At 70.6% G+C, this 25102-nt stretch carries 17 protein-coding genes and 2 pseudogenes; 15 read left to right on the top strand and 4 right to left on the bottom strand.

Annotated elements, in window-relative coordinates; all coding sequences use genetic code 11:
- Window positions 1-37 precede the first annotated feature (37 nt).
- The 3 genes and pseudogenes from OHO27_RS38155 (at window position 38) to lpdA (ending at window position 5814) form a co-directional block, all read left to right on the top strand.
- Window positions 38-3217: an amidohydrolase family protein gene (locus OHO27_RS38155; protein ID WP_328429494.1), complete on the top strand. Its 3180-nt coding sequence runs from the start codon at window positions 38-40 to the stop codon at window positions 3215-3217.
- 173 nt (window positions 3218-3390) lie between these two features.
- Window positions 3391-4245, top strand: a complete 855-nt coding sequence (locus OHO27_RS38160) for an SCO2400 family protein (protein WP_328429495.1) — start codon at window positions 3391-3393, stop codon at window positions 4243-4245.
- 157 nt (window positions 4246-4402) lie between these two features.
- Window positions 4403-5814 (top strand): annotated as a pseudogene (gene lpdA, locus OHO27_RS38165) (dihydrolipoyl dehydrogenase).
- 4 nt (window positions 5815-5818) lie between these two features.
- Here the strand turns inward: lpdA and OHO27_RS38170 are convergent.
- Together OHO27_RS38170 and OHO27_RS38175 are read right to left on the bottom strand one after the other, a co-directional pair.
- A complete protein-coding gene (locus OHO27_RS38170; protein ID WP_328429496.1) occupies window positions 5819-6520 on the bottom strand; it encodes a CPBP family intramembrane glutamic endopeptidase in 702 nt (233 codons plus the stop codon).
- 30 nt (window positions 6521-6550) lie between these two features.
- Window positions 6551-8494 (bottom strand): glycoside hydrolase family 5 protein, encoded by a 1944-nt coding sequence (locus OHO27_RS38175; protein WP_328430671.1) that lies wholly within the window; start codon window positions 8492-8494, stop codon window positions 6551-6553.
- Window positions 8495-8750: 256 nt separating this feature from the next.
- Between OHO27_RS38175 and OHO27_RS38180 the strand changes: the two genes are divergently transcribed.
- From OHO27_RS38180 to OHO27_RS38190, 3 genes are all read left to right on the top strand, one after another.
- Window positions 8751-9527 (top strand): class I SAM-dependent methyltransferase, encoded by a 777-nt coding sequence (locus OHO27_RS38180; RefSeq protein ID WP_328429497.1) that lies wholly within the window; start codon window positions 8751-8753, stop codon window positions 9525-9527.
- 134 nt (window positions 9528-9661) lie between these two features.
- Window positions 9662-11725 carry a galactose-binding domain-containing protein gene (locus tag OHO27_RS38185; RefSeq protein WP_328429498.1) on the top strand — a complete coding sequence of 688 codons (2064 nt, stop codon included), beginning with the start codon at window positions 9662-9664 and terminating at the stop codon, window positions 11723-11725.
- Window positions 11726-11744: 19 nt separating this feature from the next.
- Window positions 11745-12341, top strand: a complete 597-nt coding sequence (locus OHO27_RS38190; protein WP_328429499.1) for a TetR/AcrR family transcriptional regulator — start codon at window positions 11745-11747, stop codon at window positions 12339-12341.
- A gap of 9 nt (window positions 12342-12350) precedes the next feature.
- Here the strand turns inward: OHO27_RS38190 and OHO27_RS38195 are convergent, their stop codons facing one another.
- The gene (locus tag OHO27_RS38195) at window positions 12351-13445 is read right to left on the bottom strand and encodes an acyltransferase family protein (protein WP_328429500.1); all 1095 of its coding nucleotides are present in this window, start codon (window positions 13443-13445) and stop codon (window positions 12351-12353) included.
- 223 nt (window positions 13446-13668) lie between these two features.
- Here OHO27_RS38195 and OHO27_RS38200 point away from each other — a divergent pair, with 223 nt between their 5' ends.
- The 4 genes from OHO27_RS38200 (at window position 13669) to OHO27_RS38215 (ending at window position 18002) form a co-directional block, all read left to right on the top strand.
- Complete coding sequence (locus tag OHO27_RS38200) at window positions 13669-14583, top strand: hypothetical protein (protein ID WP_328429501.1); 915 nt, start codon at window positions 13669-13671, stop codon at window positions 14581-14583.
- Window positions 14584-14723: 140 nt separating this feature from the next.
- Window positions 14724-15464 (top strand): class F sortase, encoded by a 741-nt coding sequence (locus OHO27_RS38205; protein WP_328429502.1) that lies wholly within the window; start codon window positions 14724-14726, stop codon window positions 15462-15464.
- 101 nt (window positions 15465-15565) lie between these two features.
- Entirely contained in the window at window positions 15566-17491 is a 1926-nt protein-coding gene (gene htpG / locus OHO27_RS38210) for a molecular chaperone HtpG (protein ID WP_328429503.1), read from the top strand.
- 100 nt (window positions 17492-17591) lie between these two features.
- Entirely contained in the window at window positions 17592-18002 is a 411-nt protein-coding gene (locus OHO27_RS38215; RefSeq protein ID WP_328429504.1) for a VOC family protein, read from the top strand.
- A gap of 36 nt (window positions 18003-18038) precedes the next feature.
- Here the strand turns inward: OHO27_RS38215 and OHO27_RS38220 are convergent, their stop codons facing one another.
- Window positions 18039-18359: a hypothetical protein gene (locus OHO27_RS38220; RefSeq protein ID WP_328429505.1), complete on the bottom strand. Its 321-nt coding sequence runs from the start codon at window positions 18357-18359 to the stop codon at window positions 18039-18041.
- A gap of 472 nt (window positions 18360-18831) precedes the next feature.
- Here OHO27_RS38220 and OHO27_RS38225 point away from each other — a divergent pair, with 472 nt between their 5' ends.
- The 5 genes and pseudogenes from OHO27_RS38225 (at window position 18832) to OHO27_RS38245 (ending at window position 25066) form a co-directional block, all read left to right on the top strand.
- Window positions 18832-20322: a Y4yA family PLP-dependent enzyme gene (locus OHO27_RS38225; RefSeq protein WP_328429506.1), complete on the top strand. Its 1491-nt coding sequence runs from the start codon at window positions 18832-18834 to the stop codon at window positions 20320-20322.
- A pseudogene (locus OHO27_RS38230) lies at window positions 20319-21673 on the top strand (pyridoxal-phosphate dependent enzyme). The gene OHO27_RS38225 and the pseudogene OHO27_RS38230 overlap by 4 nt, the downstream one beginning before the upstream one ends.
- Window positions 21674-21678: 5 nt before the next feature.
- On the top strand, window positions 21679-22896 hold the full coding sequence (locus OHO27_RS38235) for an aminotransferase class V-fold PLP-dependent enzyme (protein ID WP_328429507.1): 1218 nt from the start codon (window positions 21679-21681) through the stop codon (window positions 22894-22896).
- Between the two features lie 93 nt (window positions 22897-22989).
- Window positions 22990-23763, top strand: coding sequence for a class I SAM-dependent methyltransferase (locus OHO27_RS38240; protein ID WP_328430672.1), 774 nt, complete (start codon window positions 22990-22992; stop codon window positions 23761-23763).
- A 175-nt stretch (window positions 23764-23938) separates the two neighbouring features.
- Window positions 23939-25066: a GNAT family N-acetyltransferase gene (locus OHO27_RS38245; RefSeq protein WP_328429508.1), complete on the top strand. Its 1128-nt coding sequence runs from the start codon at window positions 23939-23941 to the stop codon at window positions 25064-25066.
- Window positions 25067-25102: the final 36 nt, after the last annotated feature.

Below are 25102 nucleotides of genomic sequence, written 5' to 3' on the forward strand. Positions count from 1 at the left end.
CTGTCCGGTACCCCAATTCCGCGCCCTGGGAGCTCTCTTGGACCCCGAAGACACCGCAGCCGCCCGCCGCCTCGGCCCGCTCTCCCGCCGCAGATTCCTCCAGGCCACCGCGACCGCCACGGCAGCCGTCACCGGTTCTGCTCTCCCCGCCACGAGTACGCCGGCCGTGGCCGCCGCCTCCGCCGCGACCACGCTCTCCTTCACCGCCGCCACGGGCGGTTCCGCGACCCTCGCCCCGGCCGGGGACCGGCTGGTCGCCGAGGTGCAGAACGTGCTCTGGTCCATCCCGAGGAAGGGCGGCACCGCCGTCCCGCTCACCCCGCCCGGCCTCGAACCCACGCGCCCGCAGTTCTCGCCCGACGGCAGCCGCCTCGTCGTCTGCGCCTACCGCGGCGGCGGCTTCCACCTCTGGACGCTGCGGCCCGACGGCACAGGGCTGCGGCAACTCACCGACGGGCACTGGGACGACCGGGGCCCGGCCTGGTCGCCGGACGGCTCCCGGATCGCGTTCGCTTCCGAGCGCGGCGGCGACACGGTGACCGGATCTCCGTACCGCATCTGGACCGTGGACGTGCGCACGGGCACGCTGACCCGGCTCACCGGGCGACCCGAGCAGCCGGGTCCCGGGCAGGACGCCCGCTGGGAGGACTTCGACCCCACGTGGTCGCCCGACGGGCAGCGGGTGCTGTTCGTGCGGGCCGTCGTCACCGAGGCCGGCACCCTCCGCGCGACCATGATCGCGTCGGTGGCCGCCGACGGCACCGGCCCGGTCGCCACCGAGCACACCGATGACTCCGGCGCCCAGGTCATGACGCCCGCCGTGTCGCCCAGCGGGCGCCTGGCCCACCTGCGCACCACGGCCTCACCTGCCGCGTCGTGCACCCTCGTCGTGGACGGCACACCGGTCGCCGTGCAGGGCGACGTCCTCCCCGCACCGCCTCGCTGGACGGACGCCGACCGACTGCTCCTCAACGTCGACGGACACTTCCGCCTGATCGACCCGGACGCGCCGGGCGACGGCGAGGCGATCCCGTTCACCGCCCCGCGGCCCGTGGACCGGCCCCGCTACCGGGGCAAGGCGTACGACTTCGAGGGCGCCGGCGCCCGTCCCGTCCGCGCACTGCACCTGCCCGCCCTGTCGCCGGACGGCCGTAGCGTCGCGTTCGCCGCGCTCAACGCGCTGTGGACCGCCGGAACGACAGGCGGCCGAGCACCCCGCAAGGTCCTGCAAGTCCCCGCCACCCGTTATGTGCTGGCGCCGACCTGGACGCCCGACGGCACGGCGCTGGTGTACGCCGACGACCGCGACGGACTGTTCGCCGTACGGCGCCGGGACCTCCGCTCCGGTGCGGAGACCGTTCTCGCGGAGGGTGGGCGCGTCTTCCCCGCCCTCTCGCCCGACGGGACGCGGCTGGCCTGTCTGGACATGTCCGGCAACCTCGTGGTGCGCGACCTGCCCGAAGGGGCCGAACGCGTCCTCGCCGCCCCGCTGGGAGCGGGCGGGCTGCCCGGCCGACCCAGTTGGTCACCCGACGGACGGTATGTGGCGCTGTGCGACCGGAACCGTCTCAACCAGCGGTTCCGTGAGGGCTACAACCTGATCCGCGTCGTCGACACGGCCACCGGAACGGCAGCCCTGCACGCCCTCGCCCCGCACACCTCGCTCTCCGACCGCTACGACTCCGGGCCCGTCTGGTCGCCGGACGGCCGCTGGATGGCCGTGGTGGCGGAGTCGGCGCTGTGGCTGCTGCCGGTCCGCGCCGACGGCACCCCGGACGGCGAGCCGCGCCGGCTCACCACCGAACCGGCCGACCACCCCTCCTGGTCCGCCGACGCCCGCACCCTGCTCTACCTCTCCGCGGGCATCCTGCGCCTGACCGACATCCGCGGCGGCAGAACCCGTACCGTCCGCGTCCCGCTCGACTACCGCAGGCCGCGCCCGGCGGACACGGTGGTGCACGCGGGCCGCCTCTGGGACGGAACCGGAACGGACGTCCGCGAGAACGTCGACGTCGTGATCCGTGACGGCCGTGTCGCGGCCGTGTCCCCGCACCGCGCCGGCCGCCCGGCCGAACGTCGCGTCGACGCGAGCGACCGCACCGTGATCCCGGGCCTGTGGGACGCGCACACCCACCCCTGGCAGACCACGTACGGCGGCCGGCAGACCGCGCTGCAACTCGCGTACGGCATCACGACGGCCGTCTCGCTGGGCGGCTTCGCCTACGAACAGGCCCGCATCCGGGAGGCGGTCGCCGCCGGTGTCCTCGCCGGGCCCCGGCTGCTGACCACCGGTGAGCTGCTCGACGGGGCGCGGGTCGCCTACAGCATGGGCCGAGCCCACCGCACCCGCGAGGGCCTGCAGCGGTCGCTGGCGCGGGGTGCCGCGCTGGACTGGGACTTCGTGAAGACGTACGTCCGGGCTCCGGGGTGGGTGATGAGGGAAGCCGCGGACTTCGGGCACGAGCGACTCGGGGTGCGCAGCGGCAGTCACCTGTGCAGCCCCGGTGTGCAGCTGGGCCAGGACCTGACGACCCATTTGCAGGCGACGCAACGGCTGGAGTTCGGCCACGCTACGTCCGCGACGGGCCAGGCCTACCAGGACGTCGAGGAGATCTACACCGCGACCGACTTCCACCTCGTCGCCACGCCGTTCACGGCACTGGCCCTGCTGGGTGCCGACTCCGCGCTGGCGGACGACCCGCGTGTCACCACCCTCATGCCGCCCTGGGACGGCGCGCTCGTCCGGCAGCAGGCCGGGCAGCCGCCCAGCGAAGCCCAACTGGCCACGCTGGGGCGGGAGATGGACATCTACCGGCGTGTCCTCGCACACGGCGGCCTGATCGCGCTCGGCACCGACCAGCCCATCGTCCCGGTAGGCCTGCATCTGCACCTGGCCCTGCGCGCCCTGCATCGCGCCGGCATGTCACCGGCCGAGGCGCTGCGCACCGCGACCCTGCTGCCCGCGCGGGTCTTCGGCGCCGACGCCGACCTGGGCACGGTGGAGGAGGGCAAGCTCGCCGATCTGACCGTCGTGGACGGCGACCCGTTCACCGACTTCGCCACGCTGATCCGCACGGTGGCGGCCCTGCGCGGCGGCGTCCTGTTCGAGCAGGCGGACCTGGTGGACGCCTTCGGCACCGCCACTGAGCACCAAGCGGCGGACGACTGGCTGGAGGTGAGCCGTCACATGCGTCGCGAGGGGTGCTGTGACCTCTGAGGAGGTCACGGCACACACACACTTCGTGAAAGATCTGCGCAGGAGTATCACTCGGGATGCACACAGCCTTTTGAAAGGATCGTTAGCGTTCTGGCCGTTCGACCCCACGTGCAGACGTGACCAGGCCGCGGCCGAGCAGAGCCGATGGCGCAGTCAACCCAGGAAGACCGCAGATGGACTACTGCTCCTCGTGCCGCCGGCATCTCAACGGGGCCCTCGTGTGCCCCGGATGCGGCGCCTACGCCCCGGACATCGCTCCCGCCACGGCAGGGGGGCGCACCGTGTCGGCGGCGCCGGGCGCGGTGACGCGGGAGAGGCCTGCGGTCGACACCTGGTACGACGGCTACTTCCGTGACGAGACACCGTCGGCCGACGCGCACGAGACGGCGCCCGCAGCCCCGCCCGGTGACGGGGACGGCATACCGGCCGTCCCCGAGGGCCGGGCGGCGCGGCGCCGGCAGCGGGCCCGCTGGAAGAAGAACCAGCGCCGGGCCGTGGTCGCGACCGCCGTCGCGCTGGTCGGCGGCGGCCTGACCGTCTCGGCGCTGGACCGTGGAGCAGGCGACAAGGCCCAGGCAGCCACCGCGCCGGAACGCCCGAACGTGGGCCTCCCGGAGCAGCAGCACACGGAGCTCACCCGCCCGGCGTCCACTCCGCCGGACACCCCCGACGCCCCGCGCACCGACACGGCCACGTCGAAGCCGTCCCCGACCAACGCCGCCCGCGAGTCCGTCACGGCCCCGCGCACCACCCGGGACTTCACCCGACCGGACGTGGCCACCACTCCAAGTCCCACGGCGACCTCGGCCCCGCAGTCGCAGACCGCCTCCGACAATCCCGGACGAGGGAACTCCGGCGGCAGCGGCGACAATGGCGGCTCCGAGGCCGGGCAGCAGACGCCGGCCCCGACGCCGACCGAGGGCTCCGACTCCGGAACCTCCACGTCGCCCACGAGCCCCGCACCGGAAGCGACCTCGCCGGCGCAGCTCTGCGTGCTCAACCTCCTGTGCCTCGGCACGGGGAACTGACCTGACCGCCCGAGTGCGCCTCCCCTGAGATCGTCGTCACCCTCCCGCATCACCACACAACCCCGTGGATGCGGTCATGCTGGAAGAAGCCGTACGCCCTCGCCCGGCGAGGCCGGCACCAGCAGAGCAGGACGTCGTACTCAGGAAGGAACTCTCCATGGTCGAGCAGGACGAGCGCTTCGATGTCGTGGTCCTCGGAGCGGGCCCCGGCGGCTACGTCGCCGCGATCCGCGCCGCCCAGCTGGGCAAGCGGGTGGCGGTCGTGGAGGAGAAGTACTGGGGCGGCGTCTGTCTGAACGTGGGCTGTATCCCCAGCAAGGCCCTGCTGCGCAACGCCGAACTGGCGCACATCTTCACGCGCGAGGCGAAGACCTTCGGCATCAAGGTGGACGGGCAGGTCAGCTTCGACTTCGGCGAGGCGTTCCGCCGCAGCCGCAAGGTCGCCGACGGCCGGGTCAAGGGCGTCCACTACCTGATGAAGAAGAACAAGATCACCGAGATCGACGGCCGCGGTACCTTCCTCGACCCGCACACCCTCCAGGTGGCCGGCTACGAGGGTGAGACCCGCACCATCGGCTTCGACCAGTGCATCATCGCCACCGGCGCCACGCCCAAGTTGCTTCCCGGCACCCGGCGCAGTTCGCGGGTGGTGACGTTCGAGGAGCAGATCCTGGCCGAGGAACTGCCGCAGTCGATCGTCATCGCGGGCGCCGGCGCGATCGGCGTCGAGTTCGCCTACGTGCTCCACAACTACGGCGTCAAGGTCACGATCGTCGAGTTCCTGGACCGGATGGCCCCGCTGGAGGACGCCGAGGTCTCCGCCGAACTCGCCAAGCAGTACCGCAAGTTGGGTATCGACGTACTCACCTCCACCCGCGTCGACGCCGTCGACGAGTCCGGCGAGCAGGTGCGCGTCACAGTCACCGGCAAGGACGGCAGCAAGCAGGTGCTGGAGGCCGACAAGGTGCTGCAGGCGATCGGCTTCCAGCCGAACGTCGAGGGCTACGGCCTGGACAAGACCGGCGTGACCGTCACCGAGCGCGGCGCGATCGACGTCGACGGGCGCTGCCGTACGTCCGTCCCGCACATCTTCGCCATCGGCGACGTGACGGCGAAGCTGATGCTCGCGCACGCCGCCGAGGCCATGGGCATCATCGCCGCCGAGACCATCGCGGACGCCGAGACGATGGAGCTGGACTATGTGATGATCCCGCGGGCCACCTACTGCCAGCCGCAGGTCGCCAGCTTCGGCTACACCGAGGCACAGGCCCGCGAGCTCGGCCACGACGTCAAGGTGGCGAAGTTCCCTTCACCGCGAACGGCAAGTCGCACGGCCTCGGCGACGCGACCGGCTTCGTCAAGCTGATCAGCGACGCCAAGTACGGCGAGCTGCTCGGCGGCCACCTCATCGGCCCGGACGTCACCGAACTGCTGCCCGAACTGACCCTGGCCCAGCAGTGGGACCTCACGGTCCACGAGGTCGCCCGTAACGTCCACGCGCACCCGACCCTCGGCGAGGCGGTCAAGGAGGCTGTGCACGGCCTCGCCGGACACATGATCAACTTCTGACCGTTCAGCCGTCGAGCCACCAGCGGGCCGCCCCCCAGGCAAACGCGTAACCGAAGCCGTTGACCGCCCAGTGCAGGGTCATCGGCGCCAGCAGACTGCCGGAGCGGCGGCGTAGCTCGCACAGCACGACACCGGCGACGGCCGTGGCGACGATCGCCGCGGCCACCGTCGGTGCCACGCCGGCCTGACCTTCCCCGAAGACGGACCCGACGGCGGCGTTGGAGCGGTTGATGCCACGGGACGGCATCAGGTGCCACACCCCGAACAGCAGCGACGACACGCTCGTGGCCCATGCCGTGCCGTGCCGGCGCCGGATCATGGCCCACAGCACGCCCCGGAAGGCGGTCTCCTCCAGCAGTACGGTCCCGAAGGGCACCCGCACCAGCGCTCCCGACAGCATCCGCCCGAGGGACAGGTCCGCCGCCCTGCCGTCCCGGAAGGCCTCGCGCCCGGCCGGAACGGCGAGGAGGACCAGCAGGACCAGCACGACGATCGCCACCAGGACGGGAGCCCACCGCAGCCCCCGGCGTACCCCCGCCGCGTCGAGCCCCAGGTCGGCCGGGGTGAGGCCGTCCCAGCGGGCGATCATCAGCAGCACGGCCGTCGCGACCACGCAGATGACCACGTACATGGCTGGGCTCCGCGCGAGCCAGTTGTTCAGCAGGTTCGCGGCGGCGAGCACGGCAAGAGCACAGGTGATCCGCATCCGGGTTCCAGCATCCCCCGGCTGCGGCGATCAGCCCAGTTTGCGGCAGTACAGCGCGTCGGGCGTCCGGGCCGACCCGACCCGGCCGGTGTAGGCGATGCCGGCCGCGTACTCGTCGTCCGCGCACTGGCCCTTGTAGTGGCCCTGCGCGAAGTCGCCGCCCTTGGCGGCCGGCCCCCGGTTGTCGCCCCGGTCGAACCAGACCGTACGGCCACTCGCGCCGAGCCGTCCGGCCGGGGCCGGGGCGCACAGGGCGGCGGAGACGGCCGAGCCGCGGACGCTGTAGCCGATCAGGAACTGCCCCTCGGCGCACTGGAGTTTGGTGTATCCGGACGCCCAGTCCCGTCCCGGGGCCACGTGCCGCTCGTCCACCACCACCTCGTGTCCGCCGGCCGGGTCCCCCAGGGCGCCGGCCGTCGCGTCCGAGCACAGCCCCCGGTTGCCGGTGTGGCCGAGACCGAGCAGGCGCTGTCCGTCGGGGCAGACGGCCTTGCGGGCGCCGGAGTCCCAGTCGGGCAGGGCGCGCATCCGCCGGGACTGGACGAAGTCGCCGTGGTCGGGGCTGAGCATGGACCAGTCGGCGACCGGTGCCACCGGCCCGGTGCGGCCGTCGGCCTCGATGAGCCTCGTCCAGGCGACGGCCCGCCAGTCGTCGCCGTCGTACAGTCCCATACGGCGGCCTTCGGCATCCCAGTGCAGCAGCGCCCAGCCGTTGCCCTTGCGGTCCTGGTGCCAGCCGACGAGTGGCCAGTACGCGAAGTCGGCGTCGGTGCGGATCAGTTGGTCCACGAAGTTCTCGAACCAGGCCCGGGGTTTCTGGCCGGTCTCGTCGCGGCCCCCGACGCCGAACTCGCTGATCCAGACGGGGGCGGTGAAGTGCTGGTCCTGCTCGGCGGCAACGAAGAACGCCTGCCGGTCGAGCACCGCGATCAGTTCGCTGGGGCTCAGGTCGCGGTAGCGCGGATCGCTGGTCTCGCCCGTTCCGGTGGCGCCGCTGTGGTTCGGGCCGGTGTAGTCGTAGAAGTGGGCGGAGTACACCAGCTTGCCGGAGTCGATGAGGGTGTGGGACAGGCGGCGGGCGGGCTCCAGGGTGGGGCGCTCGTGCGGCAGGCCGTCGACGGGGATGCCGGTCCAGTTGATGCCCTCGACGACGATCAGCAGATTCGGGTTGGCCTCCGCCAGAATGCGGTCACCCACGCGCTGGGAGGCGGCGAACCAGTCGTGGTCGTCGCCGAGGCCCCAGTTGGGGTCGTCCCACACGTTGCGGCGCACCTCGTTGTAGAGGTCGGCGCCGACGACGCGCGGGTTGTCCCGGTAGCGACGGGCCATGAACAGCCAGTCGCTCTCCCAGGTCCCGGTGGACTGGCTCGCGTTCCAGCGTTCGTTGCCGTCGACTCCGCAGCACCAACGCGTGGTGTTGGTGTGGTTGTTGAGGATCACCGCGAGGCCGGCCGCCGTGAGGTCGCGCACGACCGCGTCGTACACCTCCAGCGGAGTCCTGCCGCGCAGCGACGGATTGGCGGCGACGGAGTCGTCCGTGACGGGACGGCTGTCGTGGACCATCTCGTTGGAGAAGGGGAGCCGGACGCTGTTGATCCCGATCTCGCGGAACCCGGCGATGATGTCGGCCGCCGAGGCGCGGTCCAGGCCGAGCGGTATCCGGCCGGAGTTCTCGCCGGCGTGGTGGCTCGCGTCGTCGGCCTGGTCGCCCGAGCCGTTCCAAGTGCCGCTGGCGCCATGCCAGTTGCCGGAGCGCAGCTTGAAGCGGTCCCCGTCCGCGTCGACGATCCAGCGGCCCCGTGTGCTCAGCGGCGGCGTCCAGTCCTGCGCGCTCGCCGTGGCGGCGGGCGGGACGACGGTCTCGGCGGCGGCCGGCCGCTGCTCGGCCGCGGCCTCGGGCAGGGAGGCCAGCGGGACGAGGAGGAGTACGGCGGCGAGAGTAGCCCTCACCAAGGATCCGCGCACGGTCACCATCCCGGGCTGTTTTGTCATGGCAGCGTCATCATGGTGGATGGGGTGACATGGGTCCAGTCTTTCGCGGCGGCCTCACGCGAGAGGTCGCTGAGTTCCGGCCCCGCCGCGGTTGGTGCGCAGCCACCTCGTCGACGAACGCGGTCTCCCGCGCCTCCGTCACCCGATGGGGCCCTCCTCCGTCCACTGCCCGCACCTGTGGCGCCGTGAGGCCCCGTTGCGCATCCTCGGTGGTACCGCGTCCCAGGGAGGCACATCCATGCCGGCCAAGAACCTCACCGCCAATCGCTCCGCCCTCGGCCACCGTCTCGCCTACGCCCTGCGCCACCCGGACCGCGTGCCCCGCCATCTCGTCCGCACCGCCCGGGACATGTGGCTGCGCCGCCGCTACCCGGACCACGTCTCCTACTACCGGGCCGTGATGCGCTCCGACACCCGGGCCGACCCGGACGCGGCCGTCGGAAGCCACAACCGCGAGCGATGGCTGGCGCTCGGGGCGATGCAGTTCGACTACCTCATCGGCCACGGCCTGCGCCCCGAGCACCGGATGCTGGAGATCGGCTGCGGCAACCTGCGAGGAGGCTGGCGGTTCATCCGCCATCTGGAGCCCGGCCACTACTACGGCATCGACATCTCGCCCGACATCCTCTTCGCCGCCCAGGACACCGTCGCGGAGATGGGTCTGCAGCAGCGGCTGCCCACACTGACCCCGGTGCGCGACCTGACGCTGCGCTTCCTGCCCGACGCCCACTTCGACGTGGTGCACGCCCACAGCGTCTTCTCGCACTCACCGCTCCCGGTCATCGAGGAGTGCCTGGCCAACGTCGGCCGGGTGCTCGCGCCAGGCGGCTGGTTCGACTTCACCTTCGACCGCACCGAGGGACAGGAGCACCACGTCCTGCGGGAGGACTTCTACTACCGCACCGAGACCCTCCTGGCGCTGGCCGGGAAACACGGCCTGCGAGCCCGCTTCATGGCGGACTGGGAGGCACTCCCGCACGGCCAGTCCAAGATCCGGGTCACACATCCCGGGTGAACCGACTGCCCGTCATCAGGTCAACTGTCCCGGACTCTTGACTCGTAAAGCAGGAGTGGCGATCCTCGTCGCACATTGTGCGAGGTCATGACAACCAGTCGACCGCGCGATCCCGCCGACCGAGGGACGTGGCTGTGACCAGTTCCGGACGCCCGTACCGCAGACGCAAGAACGTGACCGTGGTGTCGCTCCTCCTCCTCGTGCTGTCCATCGCGCTGGGCCCCGCGCCGAGTTCGGCGGCCGGAACCGACTGGTGGAACCCGACCGCACGGCCGGCGCCGGACTCCCAGGTCAACGTCACGGGGGAGCCCTTCAAGGGGACCAACGCCCAGGGCGAGGTGCGCGGCTTCGTGGACGCGCACGACCACATCTTCTCCAACGAGGCCTTCGGCGGGCGCCTGATCTGCGGAAAGCCGTTCTCCGACGCCGGCGTCGCCGACGCCCTCAAGGACTGCCCCGAGCACTACCCCGACGGCTCGCTCGCGATCTTCGACTTCATCACCAACGGCGGTGACGGCAAGCACGACCCGAACGGCTGGCCCACCTTCAAGGACTGGCCCGCGCACGACTCGCTGACCCACCAGCAGAACTACTACGCCTGGGTCGAGCGGGCCTGGCGCGGCGGCCAGCGCGTGCTCGTCAACGACCTCGTCACCAACGGCGTGATCTGCTCGGTGTACTTCTTCAAGGACCGCAGCTGCGACGAGATGACGTCCATCCGGCTGCAGGCCAAGCTGACGTACGACATGCAGGCCTTCGTCGACAAGATGTACGGCGGCACCGGCAAGGGCTGGTTCCGCGTCGTCACCGACAGCGCGCAGGCCCGTGAAGTCATCGAACAGGGCAAGCTGGCGGTCATCCTCGGCGTGGAGACCTCCGAGCCCTTCGGCTGCAAGCAGATCCTCGACATCGCGCAGTGCAGCAAGGAGGACATCGACAAGGGCCTGGACGAGCTGCATTCGCTCGGCGTGCGCAGCATGTTCCTGTGCCACAAGTTCGACAACGCCCTGTGCGGGGTCCGCTTCGACTCCGGCTCGCTCGGAACGGCCATCAACGTCGGCCAGTTCCTGTCGACCGGCACCTACTGGAAGACCGAGACCTGCAAGGGTCCGCAGCACGACAACCCCATCGGCAACGCGGCGGCAGCCGCAGCCGAGGCGAAGCTCCCGGCGGGCGAGGAGGTCCCCTCGTACAGCGCCGACGCACAGTGCAACGTCAGAGGGCTCACAAATCTCGGCGAGTACGCCGTACGGGGCATGATGAACCGCGGGATGATGCTGGAGATCGACCACATGAGCGTCAAGGCCACCGGCCGGGTGCTCGACATCTTCGAGTCGGCGTCCTATCCCGGCGTGCTCTCCTCGCACAGCTGGATGGACATGGACTGGACCGAGCGGGTCTACGGCCTCGGCGGCTTCATCGCCCAGTACATGCACGGCTCCGACGGCTTCATCTCCGAGGCCAAGCGCACGGAGGCCCTGCGCGACAAGTACGGCGTCGGCTACGGCTACGGCACCGACATGAACGGCGTCGGCGGCTGGCCGGGCCCGCGCGGAGCGGACGCCCCGAACAAGGTGACGTACCCGTTCAAGAGCGTCGACGGGGGCTCCGTCATCGACCGGCAGACCACCGGCCAGCGCACCTGGGACCTGAACACCGACGGCGCCGCCCACTACGGCCTCGTCCCCGACTGGATCGAGGACATCCGCCGCGTCGGCGGCCAGGACGTCGTCGACGACCTCTTCCGGGGCGCCGAGTCCTACCTCGACACCTGGGCGGCCTCCGAGAACCACGAGGCCGGCGTCAATCTCGCGCGCGGCGCGAGCACGTCGGCCAGCTCCTCGGAGTGGAGCCTGTTCACGAGCTACCAGCCGGGGCGGGCCGTCGACGGCGAAGGCGGCACCCGCTGGGCGAGCGACTGGAACGACGACCAGTGGTACAAGGTCGACCTCGGCGCCACCCGCGTCGTCAAGCGGGTCACGCTCGACTGGGAACGCGCGTACGCGAAGTCGTACCGCATCGAGCTGTCCACCGACGGAGTGAACTGGCAGACCGCCTGGTCCACGACAGCCGGTGACGGCGGCCTGGACACGACCCGGTTCAGCGGCACACCGGCCAGGTACGTACGCGTCCAGGGGCTGGACCGGGGCACCGACTGGGGCTATTCCCTCTACGAAGTCGGCGTCCACAGCGGCTGACACCCACGAGAGGGGCTCCATGGCACGGTTGCCGTCCGCCGAGCGGCGGCGACAGCTCACCGAAGCGGCCATCAGGGCGATGGCCCGGGACGGCGTCCCCAGGACGACCACCCGGTCCATCGCCGCCGAGGCAGGCGTCTCGCTGAGCGTCTTCCACTACTGCTTCGACTCCAAGCAGGAGCTGATCGAGTCCGTCATCACCACCATCACCGGGCACTACGTGACGGTGGTGAAGCAGGCCCTGCGGCCCCGCGCCACCCTCGAGGAGACCGTCCGGGCCGGCTTCGAGGCGTACTGGGACCACGTCCGCGCCCACCCGGACGAGCACATGCTCACCTACGAGCTGGCGCAGTACGCCCTGCGCCAGCCCGGCTTCGAGCACCTGGCACGCCGCCAGTACGAGCTGTACGCCGAGACGTACGCCGAGCTCATCGAGCAGTTGCGGCAGACCATGGGCGTCCGGCTCCGCGTACCCGTCCCGGTACTGGCCCGATATCTGGCCGCCATGACCGACGGCCTCACGCTCAACTACCTCGTCCTCGGCGACGACGCGGCCTGGACCGGCATCCTCGACACGGTCACCGCGCACATCGCCGGGCTGGTGTGCGAGACCTGACCGGGGCGGTCACCCCGGTACGGCTGCCCGATCGCGGGCCTCCTGCGTCGCGTCCCGCCGGAAGAGCCACCGCATCTCCGGTTCCACCACGAACCGCAGCGCCCGCCGCACCGGGGGTGTGCACAGCGCGGTCACGACCACCGCGGCGACGACGCCGACTACGAACGGGCCGAGCGGCCGGTGCATCCAGGCGGGGTCGTACCAGCCGAAGTACTTGGCGCTCTGGGCTACGAACCCGTGCAGCAGATAGCCGTACAGCGTGCCCACGCCCAGCACCGTGCACCACATCCGCCGACCGGGCACCCAGGCGAGGAAGCAGGCCACCAGGACCAGCGAGCAGGCGAACAGCACCGGCGTCATCACGGCCCCGTACCACTGCGGCGCGCCCAGCTCCGCGGCGCTGTCGCGGTGGTAGAACCAGGCTCCGGCCATCCGCGGCACTGCCCAGTACGCCACCGCGAACGCGGCCACGAACACGGGCACGGCCGCGATCCGCACCGCGCGGCGGCGCACCATGCGGAAGTGCTCCGGGCGCAGGAGCAGACCCAGCACGAAGTACGGCAGGAACTGCAGGGTGCGCTGGAGATCCAGGTCGTTGCCGATGGACGGCGAGAGGGTGGCCAGCATCGCCACGGCGAGCGCCAGCGGCAGCGGCATGCGCACCCGCCGCCACAGCGGTGCGGTCAGCCGCCACAGGAACAGGGACGCGAGGAACCACGTCAGATACAGCGGGTCCAGCAGGCTGACCGCGCGGCCCGGTTCCTGGTCCGTCCACCTGGTGAACAGGGTGTACGCCGTCTCGAAGACGACGTACGGGACGACGAGACCGGTCACCAGCCGTCTGAGCTGGTGCGGGCGGCCGTCGAAGCTGCGGGAGAAGTATCCGGAGATCACGATGAACGCCGGCATGTGGAAGGCGTACACCAGCATGTACAGCGCGCTGACCGTCCGGCTGCCGTCCCGCAGCGGTTCCCACGCATGGCCGACCGCCACCAGGACGATCGCCGCGTACTTGGCGTTGTCGAAGAAGGCGTCCCGCTGTTTCGAAGGCGCAGGTGACGGGGCCGTGGCAGGCGCGGGAGCCGTGACGGTGTGATTCGGCATCCCACGCGTCTCACCACTTGTGGCCCGGGCAAACCTCCGCAGGCGGCCATGGCTCCCCGGGCGCCCGGGGGACGGCGTCATAGGGCCGTAGGGGTGTGGTCGTAACCCGTGTGATCGCTCCGAATGGTGCGACCCGATGGATTGGCTGACGGTGGATCACGTCAGGCCTGGCTCCAGTGGTGATGAAGCGTCAGCCGCCCAGGCCGTGACGGAAGGACTCACTATGCGCTCTGTCCGCATGCTGCTCGCCACCGCGACGGCCACGGCCGCTCTGGCGATCGCGCCCGCCGCCCACGCCATCACGACGGGCGACTGGGACCAGGAAGACACCTCCCACAGCAAGGATCACGACAGCGACTCCCACAGCAAGGACCACGAGGAGGAGTCCTCCGGCAAGAAGCACGAGGAGGAGTCCTCCGGCAAGAAGCACGAGGAGGAGTCCTCCGGCAAGAAGCACGAGGACAACTCCTACAGCAAGGAGCACGACAAGGAGAGCAAGCACGACGAGCCGCGTGGCGGGGTCCACACGGGCGGCGGAGCGCTTGCGGCCCTGTTCAAGGGTGACGACTGGGACGGGGACAAGGAGAAGGGCGACTCGGACGGCTACCAGTGCAAGGACGAGGAGGGCAAGCACGACGAGGGCAGCAAGCACGACGAGGAGAGCAAGCACGACGAGGAGAGCAAGCACGACGAGGAGAGCAAGCACGACGAGGAGAGCAAGCACGACGAGGAGAGCAAGCACGAGAAGCCGCACGGTGGTGTGCACACCGGTGGCGGAGCGCTTGCGGCCGTGACCAACGGTGACGACTGGGGCGGCGACAAGGACCCGAAGCACGACCCGGACAGCTACCGCAGCAAGGACGAGGGACACGGCGACCACGACAAGGGCTCGTGGAAGGAAGAGGACCACGGCGACGACTCGAGGAAGGGCGACCACGAGAACGACTCGTACGGGGGCGACCACGACAAGGAGTCGTGGGGTGGTGGCGACCACGACGGGCCGCGCGGCGGTATGCACACGGGCGGTGGCGGGCTCGCCTCGTCGGGTGTCACCGCGGGTGGTCTGGCCGTGCTCGGTGCCGCCGGCGCCGGCATGTACGTGATCCGTCGCAGGAAGGCCGCCGGATCCGCGGCGTGACCGATGCCCGATGACATAACCGCTGTGGCCGCCGCACGTGCGCCGTGCGTCGCGGCGGTCCCGCGGGTCGTCCTCCCTGTCCTCCTCGCAATCCTCCGTCCTGCTGTGTCCGCTGCTGTTCCCGAGTGAGGTGGTGCCCCATGGCCGCCGGCTGTCCCTCGTCCCCCGAGAACGACCCGGCCCCTTCCGACACCGGATCCGCGACCTCGCGGCGGATAAGGCGCGCGGCCGCGGTGACGTTCTGGAGCGTGGTCGCCGCCCTGGTTCTGGTGGTGACCCTGCCCGGAGCTCAGGACGGGGCATCCGACGGCGGCGGTGCGCAGCAGGCCTTGCCGGCGGTCGGGTCACACGCTCCGGGGGAGGCCGAGTCCCACGCCCCACCCGGGGCCAGGTCCGACTCGCCGGCCCATCGCCCCGTGGGCAAGCATCTGGCGCGGTCCCGGCCGGTGCGGCTGCTCATCCCCAAGATCTCGGTCGACGCGCCCTTCACCGACCTCGCCATCGGCAGTGCCGGCCGGCTCAACCCCCCGCCGGCCCACAACACCAACCTCGTCGGCTGGTACGCCAAGGGGGCGTCCCCCGGTGAGACGGGCACGTCGATCATCGCCGGCCACGTGGACACGGCCACGTCCGCCGCGGTCTTCGCGAGCCTCAGCGAGCTGCAGAAGGGGGACCGCTTCCAGGTGCTGCGGGCCGACGGGCGCAAGGCGTCCTTCGTGGTCGACAGTGCGGAGACCTTCGACAAGGACACCTTCCCGAGCGAGCGCGTGTACCGGGACACCGCGCGGGCTCAGGTCCGGCTCATCACCTGTGCGGGGGACTACGACCGCCAGGTCAAGGACTACACCGCGAATCTGGTCGTCTTCGCCCACCTCGTCTGAACCGCCGCTACGTTCCGTATCACGGCACTCCGCGCTGACCTCGTGTCTTACAGTGACTGCGACCAGTTCCGGTGACAGAAGCTGTGAGGTAATCGCAAACCATGCCGACCGAGACGTTTGAGTTCCAGGTAGAGGCCCGTCAGCTGCTCCAGCTGATGATCCACTCGGTCTACTCGAACAAGGATGTCTTCCTGCGGGAGCTCGTCTCCAACGCATCCGACGCGCTCGACAAGCTGCGCCTGGAGAAACTGCGGGACGACGCCCTCGACGCCGACGTGTCAGACCTGCACATCGAGATCGACGTCGACAAGGAGGCCCGCACCCTCACGGTGCGGGACAACGGCATCGGGATGTCGTACGACGAGGTGGGCAAGCTCATCGGCACCATCGCCAACTCGGGCACGGCCACCTTCCTCCAGGAACTGAAGGAGGCCAAGGACGCAGCCGGGGCCGAGGGGCTGATCGGCCAGTTCGGCGTCGGCTTCTACTCCGGCTTCATGGCGGCGGACGAGGTGACGCTGGTGACACGGCGGGCCGGCGAGAGCCAGGGCACCCGCTGGACGTCGCGCGGCGAGGCCACGTACACGCTGGAGACGGCCGCCGACGCGCCGCAGGGCACGTCGGTCACGCTCCACCTCAAGGCCGCCGACCCCGAGAACCAGCTCCATGACTACACCTCGCCCTGGAAGATCAGGGAGATCGTCAAGCGGTACTCGGACTTCATCACCTGGCCGATCCGGATGGTCCCGGAGGCTGCCTCCCCGGGCGACGGCGACGGTGAAGGTGACGCGGTCACCGCGCCCGAGCCCGAGACGCTGAACTCCATGAAGGCCCTGTGGGCGCGTTCGCGCGGCGAGGTCTCCGACGACGAGTACCACGAGCTGTACAAGCACATCAGCCACGACTGGCGCGAGCCGCTGGAGACGATCCGGCTGCAGGCGGAGGGCACCTTCGAGTACCAGGCCCTGCTGTTCGTCCCCTCCCACGCCCCGCACGACCTGTTCACGCGCGACTTCAAGCGTGGCGTGCAGCTCTATGTGAAGCGTGTCTTCATCATGGACGACTGCGAGGCGCTGCTGCCGCCGTACCTCCGCTTCGTCAAGGGCGTGGTCGACGCGGCCGACCTCTCGCTGAACGTCTCCCGCGAGATCCTCCAGCAGGACCGGCACATCCGGATGATGCAGCGCCGGCTGACGAAGAAGGTCCTGTCCACGGTCAAGGAGTTCATGACCAAGGACGCCGAACGCTACGCCACCTTCTGGCGGGAGTTCGGCACCGTCGTGAAGGAGGGCCTGCTCACCGACACCGAGAACCGCGACGCCATCCTCGCGGTGTCGTCCTTCGCCACCACCCACGCCGACGACGAGCCGACCACGCTGGCCCAGTACGCCGAGCGGATGAAGGACGGCCAGGACGACATCTACTACATCACCGGCGAGTCCCGGCAGAGCATCGAGAACTCCCCGCACATGGAGGCGTTCCGCGACAAGGGCATCGAGGTCCTGCTGCTCACCGACCCCGTCGACGAGGTGTGGGTCGACGCCGTGGGCGAGTACGAGGGCAAGCGGCTGCGGTCCGTCACCAAGGGTGAGATCGACCTGGCGGCCGAGGGCGACGAGAAGGCCGGCGAGGAGCGCGAGAAGCAGGCCGAGGACTACGCCGCTCTGCTCGGCTGGATGCGGGAGCAACTGGACGAGGACATCAAGGAGGTGCGCCTGTCGGCCCGGCTCACCGTCTCCGCGGCCTGTGTCGTCTCGGACGCGCACGACCTGACGCCGGCCCTGGAGAACATGTACCGGGCGATGGGCCAGGAGGTGCCGCGCACCAAGCGGATCCTGGAGCTCAACCCCGGCCACCCGCTGGTGAAGGGCCTGAACCAGGCGTACAAGGAGCGCGAGGACCGCACCGAGCTCGCCGAGTCCGCCGACCTGCTCCACACACTGGCGGTGCTCGCCGAGGGCGGTCAGCCGAAGGACCCCGCGCGGTTCGTGAAGCTGGTGGCGGACCGGCTGGAGCGCACCCTGTAGGCGGTGCGCCGTAGGCCATGTGGTCGTGTGCGCGGGCCGTTGTCAGTGGCCCGCGCTACCTTCCTTGCAGTCGGCTTCCGGCCCCATTCCTGGAGGATCCATGGCCTCACGTCTCAATCCCTACATCACCTTCGCCGGCGACGCCCGGCAGGCGATGGAGTTCTACAAGGACGTCTTCGGCGGCACCCTGGTGCTCAACAGCTACGGCGAGTTCGGTCAGAAGGACACCCCGATGGCCGACAAGATCATGCACGGCATGCTGGAGGCCCCCAACGGCTTCACCCTGATGGGCGCCGACACCCCGACCGACGACCACCGGCCCGGCAACAACATCTCCGTCAGCCTCAGCGGCGACGACGACGCGGAGCTGCGCGGCTACTGGGAGAAGCTGTCCGACGGCGCCACGGTGACCGTGCCACTGGACAAGCAGATGTGGGGCGACGTCTTCGGCATGTGTACGGACCGCTTCGGCATCACCTGGATGGTCAACATCGCCGGTCAGGCCGGCTGAGCGCGAGCCGGGTCAGCTCCGGCGCGGCTGCCGGTGTCACCGCTCCGTCAGCCACTCGCTCAGCGCGTCGACGAGTCGGTCGAGGGCCGGTTCGTCGACGGAGCGGTCCGTCGTGACAGTCCGGCCGTCGAAGCGGAGCGTGTACTGGAACATGTCCGCCCCCTCCATGTCCCTCGTGAAGTCCGACACTTCGTCCAGCGCCGGATCGCCGAGCAGCGTCCGCAGCTCGGTGAACTCCGCGGTGCCGGTGCGACGGACGGCGCGTTCCCCCTTGTCGTCGGTGTGCACGGTGCCGTCGCCCCGCAGGGCCACCTCCTTGTGCACGCCCGCGTAGCCGCCGGTGACCACCATGGTCACCAGCACCTGATCCGGCCCGGTGACGGGGACCGGAGAGGGACTCCGGGACGTCGAGGGACTCGGGGACGTCGAGGAACTCCGGGACGTCGAAGGCGAGGCCGGGGGAGAGGTCGGCGCCTGCGACACCGGGGGTGATGCCGAGCGCGGCGGTGCGGGCGAGTCGGCGCAGCCGACCAGTCCCAGTACCCCCGCCACGACCAGGACGACCGCCGCACGTCCACCGAACACAGCGCTCCCACCCGTCTGTCGCGTCAACTGAAGTGTCCCTATCACGGAATGGGCGGCTCCGGGACCAGCCCGTGGTCAGTCAGGGGCACGGTGATTTTCAGCCCACCTGTTGACGTACCGCCCAGCAGGGCAGGTACGGGGCGTAGACCACGCGCGGCCAGGGAAAGGAGCTATACGGCAAACCGCGGGGAGTGTCCGTCAGCGCCCGGAGTGTCGGGCCCGCAGCGCTGAGGAGGGGCCAGGCATGGGCGGGCAGCCCTTGTTTCTCGAACCGCGGCTGGAATCGCGGCTGCGCTCGTTGTTGAACGTCCCGGGCCTGTTGCACACGCTCACGGAAGGCCTCGGCTCGCCGTTGAACGTCGTCGTGCCCGACCAACTCACCGACAATCTGCAGCAGTTCCGCTCGGTGTACGGCAGCCACCATCTCTCCGGCCAGGTGTACTTCGCCCACAAGGCCAACCGGTCCAGCGCCCTGCTGCGTCGGCTCGCCGCCACGGACGCCGGCGTGGACGTCGCTTCCCTCGGGGAGCTGCAGCACGCCCTCGGCGCCGGCTTCACTCCCGACCGGATCACGGCGACGGGGCCGAAGAACCCGGAATTCCTGTGGCTGGCGGCCCGTACGTCGGTCACCGTCAGCCTCGACACCCGAGGCGAACTGGAGCAACTCGCCACGCTGGTACGCAAACACGCGCTGCCCAGGACCCGCATCCTGCTCCGGCTGTCGGGCTTCGAGGCCTCCGGCGTACGGGTGCTGAGCCGGCGCAGCCGATTCGGCACCGACGTGCGCGAGTTGGAGCCGCTGCTGGAGGCCGTCGAGCGGCACGGCGACGTCGTCGAGCTCGTCGGCGTGGCGTACCACCTGGACACGACGAGCCTCACCGAGAAGGCCACGGCGCTGGAGGGCTGTCTGCGCGTGCTGGAGGAGTGCCGGAGCCGCGGGCTCAGGCCCCGTGCCGTGGACGTCGGCGGCGGCTTCGGCATCAACTACCTTGCCGACGGCGGCCAATGGGACCGGTACACCACCGAACTCACCGAAGCCGTCCTGGGCACCCGCCCACCGCTGACCTACGGCGGCCACGGCTATGGCCTCCGCAACGAAGCAGGCACCCTGCGCGGCACGCTCGGCCTGTACCCCGCTCACCGAAAGGTCGCCGGCGCCCGCTACCTCGACGAACTGCTCGCGCACCCGGCCGCGTCCCTCGGCGGCCGCCCCCTGGCCGCGCAGCTCCTCGAGCACCTGTACGACCTGCACAGCGAACCCGGCCGAGCACTGCTCGACCAGTGCGGACTGACCCTGACCAAGGTGCTGGAGGTGCGCGACCCCGAGACGGGCGGCCCCCTGGCCGTGCGGCTGGCCGCGAAGGCCGACGACGTGGCCCTGGAGGAGCACGGGGTGCTCATGGACCCCGTCGTCCTGCCCCGGGACACGACGAACACCGCCGCCGGGGCCGGCACCGACACCCGTACCGAACCCGTCGCCGTGCACCTCTTCGGCAGCCTGTGTCTGGAGTCCGATCTGATCACCCGCCGCACGGTCTTCCTGCCCCGCCGCCCCGAACCGGGCGACCTGCTGGCCTTCGCCAACACGGCCGGCTACTGCATCGACTTCCACGCCACCCGTGCCCAGCACCAGCCCGTCGCGCGCAAGGTCGCCGCCTGGCAGGAGGGCGACGCGTGGCACTGGTGCCTGGACGACCAGTACTGGCCGACCACACCCGTGGGGGGAGCGCAGTGAGGTACGACAGCATCACCGAGGCCATCGGCAACACACCGCTGGTGCGCATCGACCCGGCCGTGCACGGACTGAGGCACATCGACCTGTACGCCAAGCTGGAGTTGCTCAATCCCTTCGGATCGGTGAAGGACAGGGCCGCCTGGAACATGGCGCGTCCGCACCTGGCCGCCGCGGCAGGTGAAGGGGAAGGGGAAGGCGGCCAGGTCGTCGAGCTGTCGAGCGGCAACACCGCCAAGGCCCTGGCCGTCCTCGCGGGCATGCACGGCCTGACCTTCAAGAGCGTCACCAACCGGATGCGCATCCCCGAGATCAAGGACCTGCTCCTGCTGCTGGGCGCGGAGATCGAGGAACTGCCAGGCCAGAGCGAGTGCCTGGACCCGACCGCGACCGACGACCCGCTCACGCTGTTCCACCGCACCCTCTCCGAGCCGGACAGCACGTATCTGCACACCGACCAGTACTTCAACCCGCGCAACACCGAAGCCCACTTCACCGGCACCGGCCCGGAGATCGTCAAGGATCTGGACGGCCGGGCCCCGGACTGGTTCATCGCCTGCGTGGGCACCGCCGGCTCCTCCACGGGCGTCGCCCGCGCCCTGCGCGAGCACGACCCCGCCGTACGGGTCGCCGGCCTGGTCGCGGCCAAGTCCGACTTCATCCCCGGCATCCGCACCATCGACGAGGCGCACGAGGTCGGCCTGTTCGACCCCGGCACCTATGACACGATCGAGGCGGTCGGCGCAGACGAGGCGATCGAGGGCATGCTGACCCTCAACCGCCGCTGCGGCATCCTCGCCGGCCCCACCGGAGGCGCCGCCTACTTCGGGGCCGTACGCCAACTGCGCCCCTCGACGAGGCGTTGGAAGGACGGAACGGCGGGGTATCGACGGAGCGGCAGTCGGCGGTCTTCATCGTCTGCGACCGAGTCGAGAGCTACCTGAGCTACGTCCGGCAGCGGCGCCCCGACCTCTTCGGCCGCCCGCGCCGCAGGAACTCCCCGGCCGACCTCTCGGACGCCGAGGTGCGCACGGCACCGGCCATCGGCGTCGCCGACGCCCAGAAGTGGATCGCCACCGGCGAACCTCTCGTCGTCGACCTGCGCAGCCCCTACGCCTACGCCGCCCTGCACATCGACGGGTCGGTCAACATCGTCGACGAGCTCTTCGAGGAACTCCTCCACGGCGGACTGCCCTTCAGCCGCAGCCGCCCCGTCCTGCTGGCCTGCCCGGTCGGCGAGAAGTCCGCCCGCCACGCCGCCCTGCTGACCCGGATGGGGCACCCGGACGTCCGCAGCCTGACCGGCGGCATCATCGCCTGGCGCGACGCCGGCGCACCCCTCGTACGGGACTGACGCCGATGACCCTGCCCAGGACCGACACCCAAGGGAGCGCCGTCATCGAGGAGTTGGGGGTGTGGCAGCGTGCGCTGCGCGCCCGGTTCCCGATCATCACCGCGCATCCGGAACTGGCCTACCTCGACAGCGCGGCCACCGCCCAGAAACCACAGGACGTGCTCGACACCGTCCACACCTACCTCACCACGACCAACGCCAACGCCGGACGTGGCACCTACCCCTGGGCCAACAGGACCACGGCCCTGGTCGAACAGGCCCGCGACCGGGTGAAGCAGTTCCTGGACGACCCCGCCCCGGAACGCTCGGCCGTGCACTTCACGAGCGGCACCACCGAGGGCCTGCGCACCATCGCCCGTGACTGGCTGCCCCAGCTCCTGACCGACGGGGACGAGATCGTCGTCCCTGTGGCCGACCACGAGGCCAACATCGCGCCCTGGCTTGAGGCTCAGCGGGAACTGGCCCGGCAGGGCGTCCACATCAGCGTGCGGCCGATGCCGTACCAGCGGGCGTCCGGCGACTACGAGCACACCGCGCTCGCGCAACTGGCCGGCCCACGGACCCGGTTCGTCGCCGCGAGTCACGTCCACCACGTGTACGGCGGCAACATGAACGTCCACCGCATCCGGCAAGCGGTCGGCCCGGACGCGGTCATCTGCCTGGACGCCGCCCAGAGCGTCGGTCATCTGCCGGTGTCCGTGGCCGAGCTGGACGTCGACTTCGTCGTCTTCTCCGGGCACAAGGCCTTGGCCCTGCCGGGCACGGGGGCCGTCTGGTCCCGCCGGACACGCGGGCCCCAGTTCACGCCGGGCGGCTGGTCGGGCACCCCCAACACCGTCGGCATCGCGTCCCTCACCAGCGCCCTGGACTGGCTGGACGAGGCCGGCACCGAACGGATCGAGCAGTGGACGGTCGCTCTGGCGGCCCGCCTCACCGACGGCCTGCGCCACCTCGACGCCTACGAGATCCTCGGCTGCCAGAGCAGCATGGCCGCCGATTCGTCCGTGCAGCGGCGCCAGGGCATCGTCACCTTCCGCCACCACGCCATCGACTCCGCGGACCTCGGCTTCATCCTCTACAGCCATGGCTTCATGATCCGCTCCGACCAGCACTGCCAGGGCAGCGCGGGGGAGCGGACCGGCTCGGTGCGGGTGAGTCTGCACGTCTACAACACCGTCGAGGAGGTGGACCGCTTGTTGACCGTCCTTGCCACGCTCGGGTGACGTACCGCCATCAGAGGTAATGGGAACCGTTTCCACCTGTAGGGTCTGCGCAGACGGTGCGGACGGGTGCGGAACGGCGAGGTGCACGACGGGATGGGGCTGAGCCTGGCGACGGCGGAGCGGTGGGTGGAGCGCTGGGAGCGCCAGCAGCAGCGGTACGCCGTCGACCGCGAGGAGCGGTTCACGGTGATCGCCGATGTCGTGGAGCAGGCCGTGACCGGCCACTCGGACCGGCCGCTGGTCGTCGACCTCGGCTGCGGTCCCGGCTCCTTGGCGGCACGGCTGGCCCGGCGGCTGCCGCACGCGGACATCGTGGGCGTGGACATGGACCCGCTGCTGCTGGAGCTGGCCCGCACGCATCACGCGGATGCGGCCCGCTACGTCGACGCGGTGATCGGCGAGGAGGGCTGGACCCATGCCCTGGACCTCGACCGCCCGCTCGACGCGGCCGTGTCGACGACGGCACTGCACTACCTCAGCCCGGACGCCCTGTACCGCACCTACCGGCAACTCGCCGCGCTGCTGCGGCCCGGCGGCGTCCTCGTCAACGGCGACCACTTCCCGCACGACGACACCGCGCTCGCCGGACTCGCGGGGTGCGTCGGACGCCGCCACGCCGAGCGGGGGCACGCTCTGGCGCACGAGGACTGGGACGCCTGGTGGACGTCCGTCGCGGCCGATCCCGAGCTGGCCGACCTCCTCGCCGAACGCCGACGCCGATGCCGACGGCAGCCGGGCGACGGAACCGTCAGCGCGGCTCACCTGTCCGTGGCCGCGCACGAACGGCTGCTGCGGCAGGCGGGGTTCGGCCATGCCGGTGCCGTCTGGCAGTACGGCGACAGTCACGTCGTCGTCGCGGTCCGCTGACCCGAGCTGCCGTCGCGCCATGGTTACCAAGCACAGCTAAAGGATTCATCAGGCATCTTGACAGCGTGCGTACTGTTTCGCGACGTTTGAGCCTCGCCGCAAGGTTCGACTTGGGGGAAATGCGGCGAGGCGCCATTAGGCGCTTCTTTGGGGGATTCTGGGGGGAGCGGTCGCCATGCGGTCCACTAGCGCCATCACGATGCACAGACCCGAGGAACTGAACGAATCGCTGCGCCGGGCGTGGCACCGGGCGATGGACGAGTCGCCCGACTACGCCAACCCGTTCCTGGCGCCGGAGTTCGCGACCGGGGTCGGCAGGTCCCGCGGTGGAGCGCGGGTGGCGGTCCTGCACGAGGACGGGGAGGCCGTCGGCTTCCTGCCCTACGAGCGCAACGCGTACGGCGTCGGCAAGGCCATCGGCCTGGGTCTGTCCGACTGCCAGGCTTTAGTGCACCGGCCGGGCGTCACCTGGGACACCCGGGAACTGCTGCGGGCCTGCAATCTGTCCGTCTTCGAGTTCGACCACCTCGTCGAGGAGCAGAAACCCTTCGCGCCCTACGTCACGGGGACGTTCGCCTCACCCGTGCTCGATCTCAAGCCCGGCGAGGGCAGTTACGCCGACTGGCTGCGCGGCGCGTACCCGGGGCTCGCCAAGACGACGCTGAAGAAGGAGCGGCGCCTCGGGCGGAACGTGGGCGAGGTGCGTTTCGTGTACGACGAGCGCGACCCGCGCGTGCTGCGCACCCTCATGCGGTGGAAGTCCGCCCAGTACCGCAGAACGGGGCGGATGGACCGCTTCTCCAAGCCGTGGATAGTCGACCTGGTCGACCACCTCTTCCAGGTCCGCGAGGAGCACTTCACCGGCATCCTGTCCGTGGTGTACGCCGGGGACCGGCCGGTCGCCGCGCACTTCGGGCCGAGGTCGCGCACGGTGTTCGCAGCGTGGTTCACCGCCTACGACCCCGAGTTCGGCTACTACTCGCCCGGACTGATGATGCATCTGCGGATGGCCGACGCCGCGGGCCGGGACGGTGTGACGGTCATGGACATGGGGCGCGGCGAGAAGGAGTACAAGGACTGGCTGAAGTCCCGTGAGCTGCGGGTGGCCGAAGGGTTCGCGGTGCGCCCGCACCCGATGGCGACGGCACACCGGATGTGGCGCAGACCGGTGCGTGGCCTCAGAAACACGGTCCTGGCCCACCCCGGGCTGCGCGAGCCCGCCGACCGGCTGCTGAAGACCGTCGGCTCGCTGCGCACCTCGGTCCTGACCCACTCGCCGGGAGCGGGAGCCCGCGCCCGCTGAGCGGGGCCACGACCCTCGTCCTTCGCCGCCTCGGCG

It is taken from the genome of Streptomyces sp. NBC_00443 (genome assembly GCF_036014175.1).
In the GTDB taxonomy this organism is placed as follows: Bacteria; Actinomycetota; Actinomycetes; order Streptomycetales; family Streptomycetaceae; genus Streptomyces.

What these genes read in the sequence shown, in the direction of transcription:
- OHO27_RS38160 (WP_328429495.1), top strand. Translation starts at nt 3,391, where the DNA reads ATGGACTACTGCTCCTCGTGCCGCCGGCATCTCAACGGGGCCCTCGTG.
- OHO27_RS38170 (WP_328429496.1), bottom strand. Translation starts at nt 6,520, where the DNA reads ATGCGGATCACCTGTGCTCTTGCCGTGCTCGCCGCCGCGAACCTGCTG.
- OHO27_RS38175 (WP_328430671.1), bottom strand. Translation starts at nt 8,494, where the DNA reads ATGGTGACCGTGCGCGGATCCTTGGTGAGGGCTACTCTCGCCGCCGTA.
- OHO27_RS38180 (WP_328429497.1), top strand. Translation starts at nt 8,751, where the DNA reads ATGCCGGCCAAGAACCTCACCGCCAATCGCTCCGCCCTCGGCCACCGT.
- OHO27_RS38190 (WP_328429499.1), top strand. Translation starts at nt 11,745, where the DNA reads ATGGCACGGTTGCCGTCCGCCGAGCGGCGGCGACAGCTCACCGAAGCG.
- OHO27_RS38195 (WP_328429500.1), bottom strand. Translation starts at nt 13,445, where the DNA reads ATGCCGAATCACACCGTCACGGCTCCCGCGCCTGCCACGGCCCCGTCA.
- OHO27_RS38200 (WP_328429501.1), top strand. Translation starts at nt 13,669, where the DNA reads ATGCGCTCTGTCCGCATGCTGCTCGCCACCGCGACGGCCACGGCCGCT.
- OHO27_RS38205 (WP_328429502.1), top strand. Translation starts at nt 14,724, where the DNA reads ATGGCCGCCGGCTGTCCCTCGTCCCCCGAGAACGACCCGGCCCCTTCC.
- htpG (WP_328429503.1), top strand. Translation starts at nt 15,566, where the DNA reads ATGCCGACCGAGACGTTTGAGTTCCAGGTAGAGGCCCGTCAGCTGCTC.
- OHO27_RS38215 (WP_328429504.1), top strand. Translation starts at nt 17,592, where the DNA reads ATGGCCTCACGTCTCAATCCCTACATCACCTTCGCCGGCGACGCCCGG.
- OHO27_RS38225 (WP_328429506.1), top strand. Translation starts at nt 18,832, where the DNA reads ATGGGCGGGCAGCCCTTGTTTCTCGAACCGCGGCTGGAATCGCGGCTG.
- OHO27_RS38235 (WP_328429507.1), top strand. Translation starts at nt 21,679, where the DNA reads ATGACCCTGCCCAGGACCGACACCCAAGGGAGCGCCGTCATCGAGGAG.
- OHO27_RS38240 (WP_328430672.1), top strand. Translation starts at nt 22,990, where the DNA reads ATGGGGCTGAGCCTGGCGACGGCGGAGCGGTGGGTGGAGCGCTGGGAG.
- OHO27_RS38245 (WP_328429508.1), top strand. Translation starts at nt 23,939, where the DNA reads ATGCGGTCCACTAGCGCCATCACGATGCACAGACCCGAGGAACTGAAC.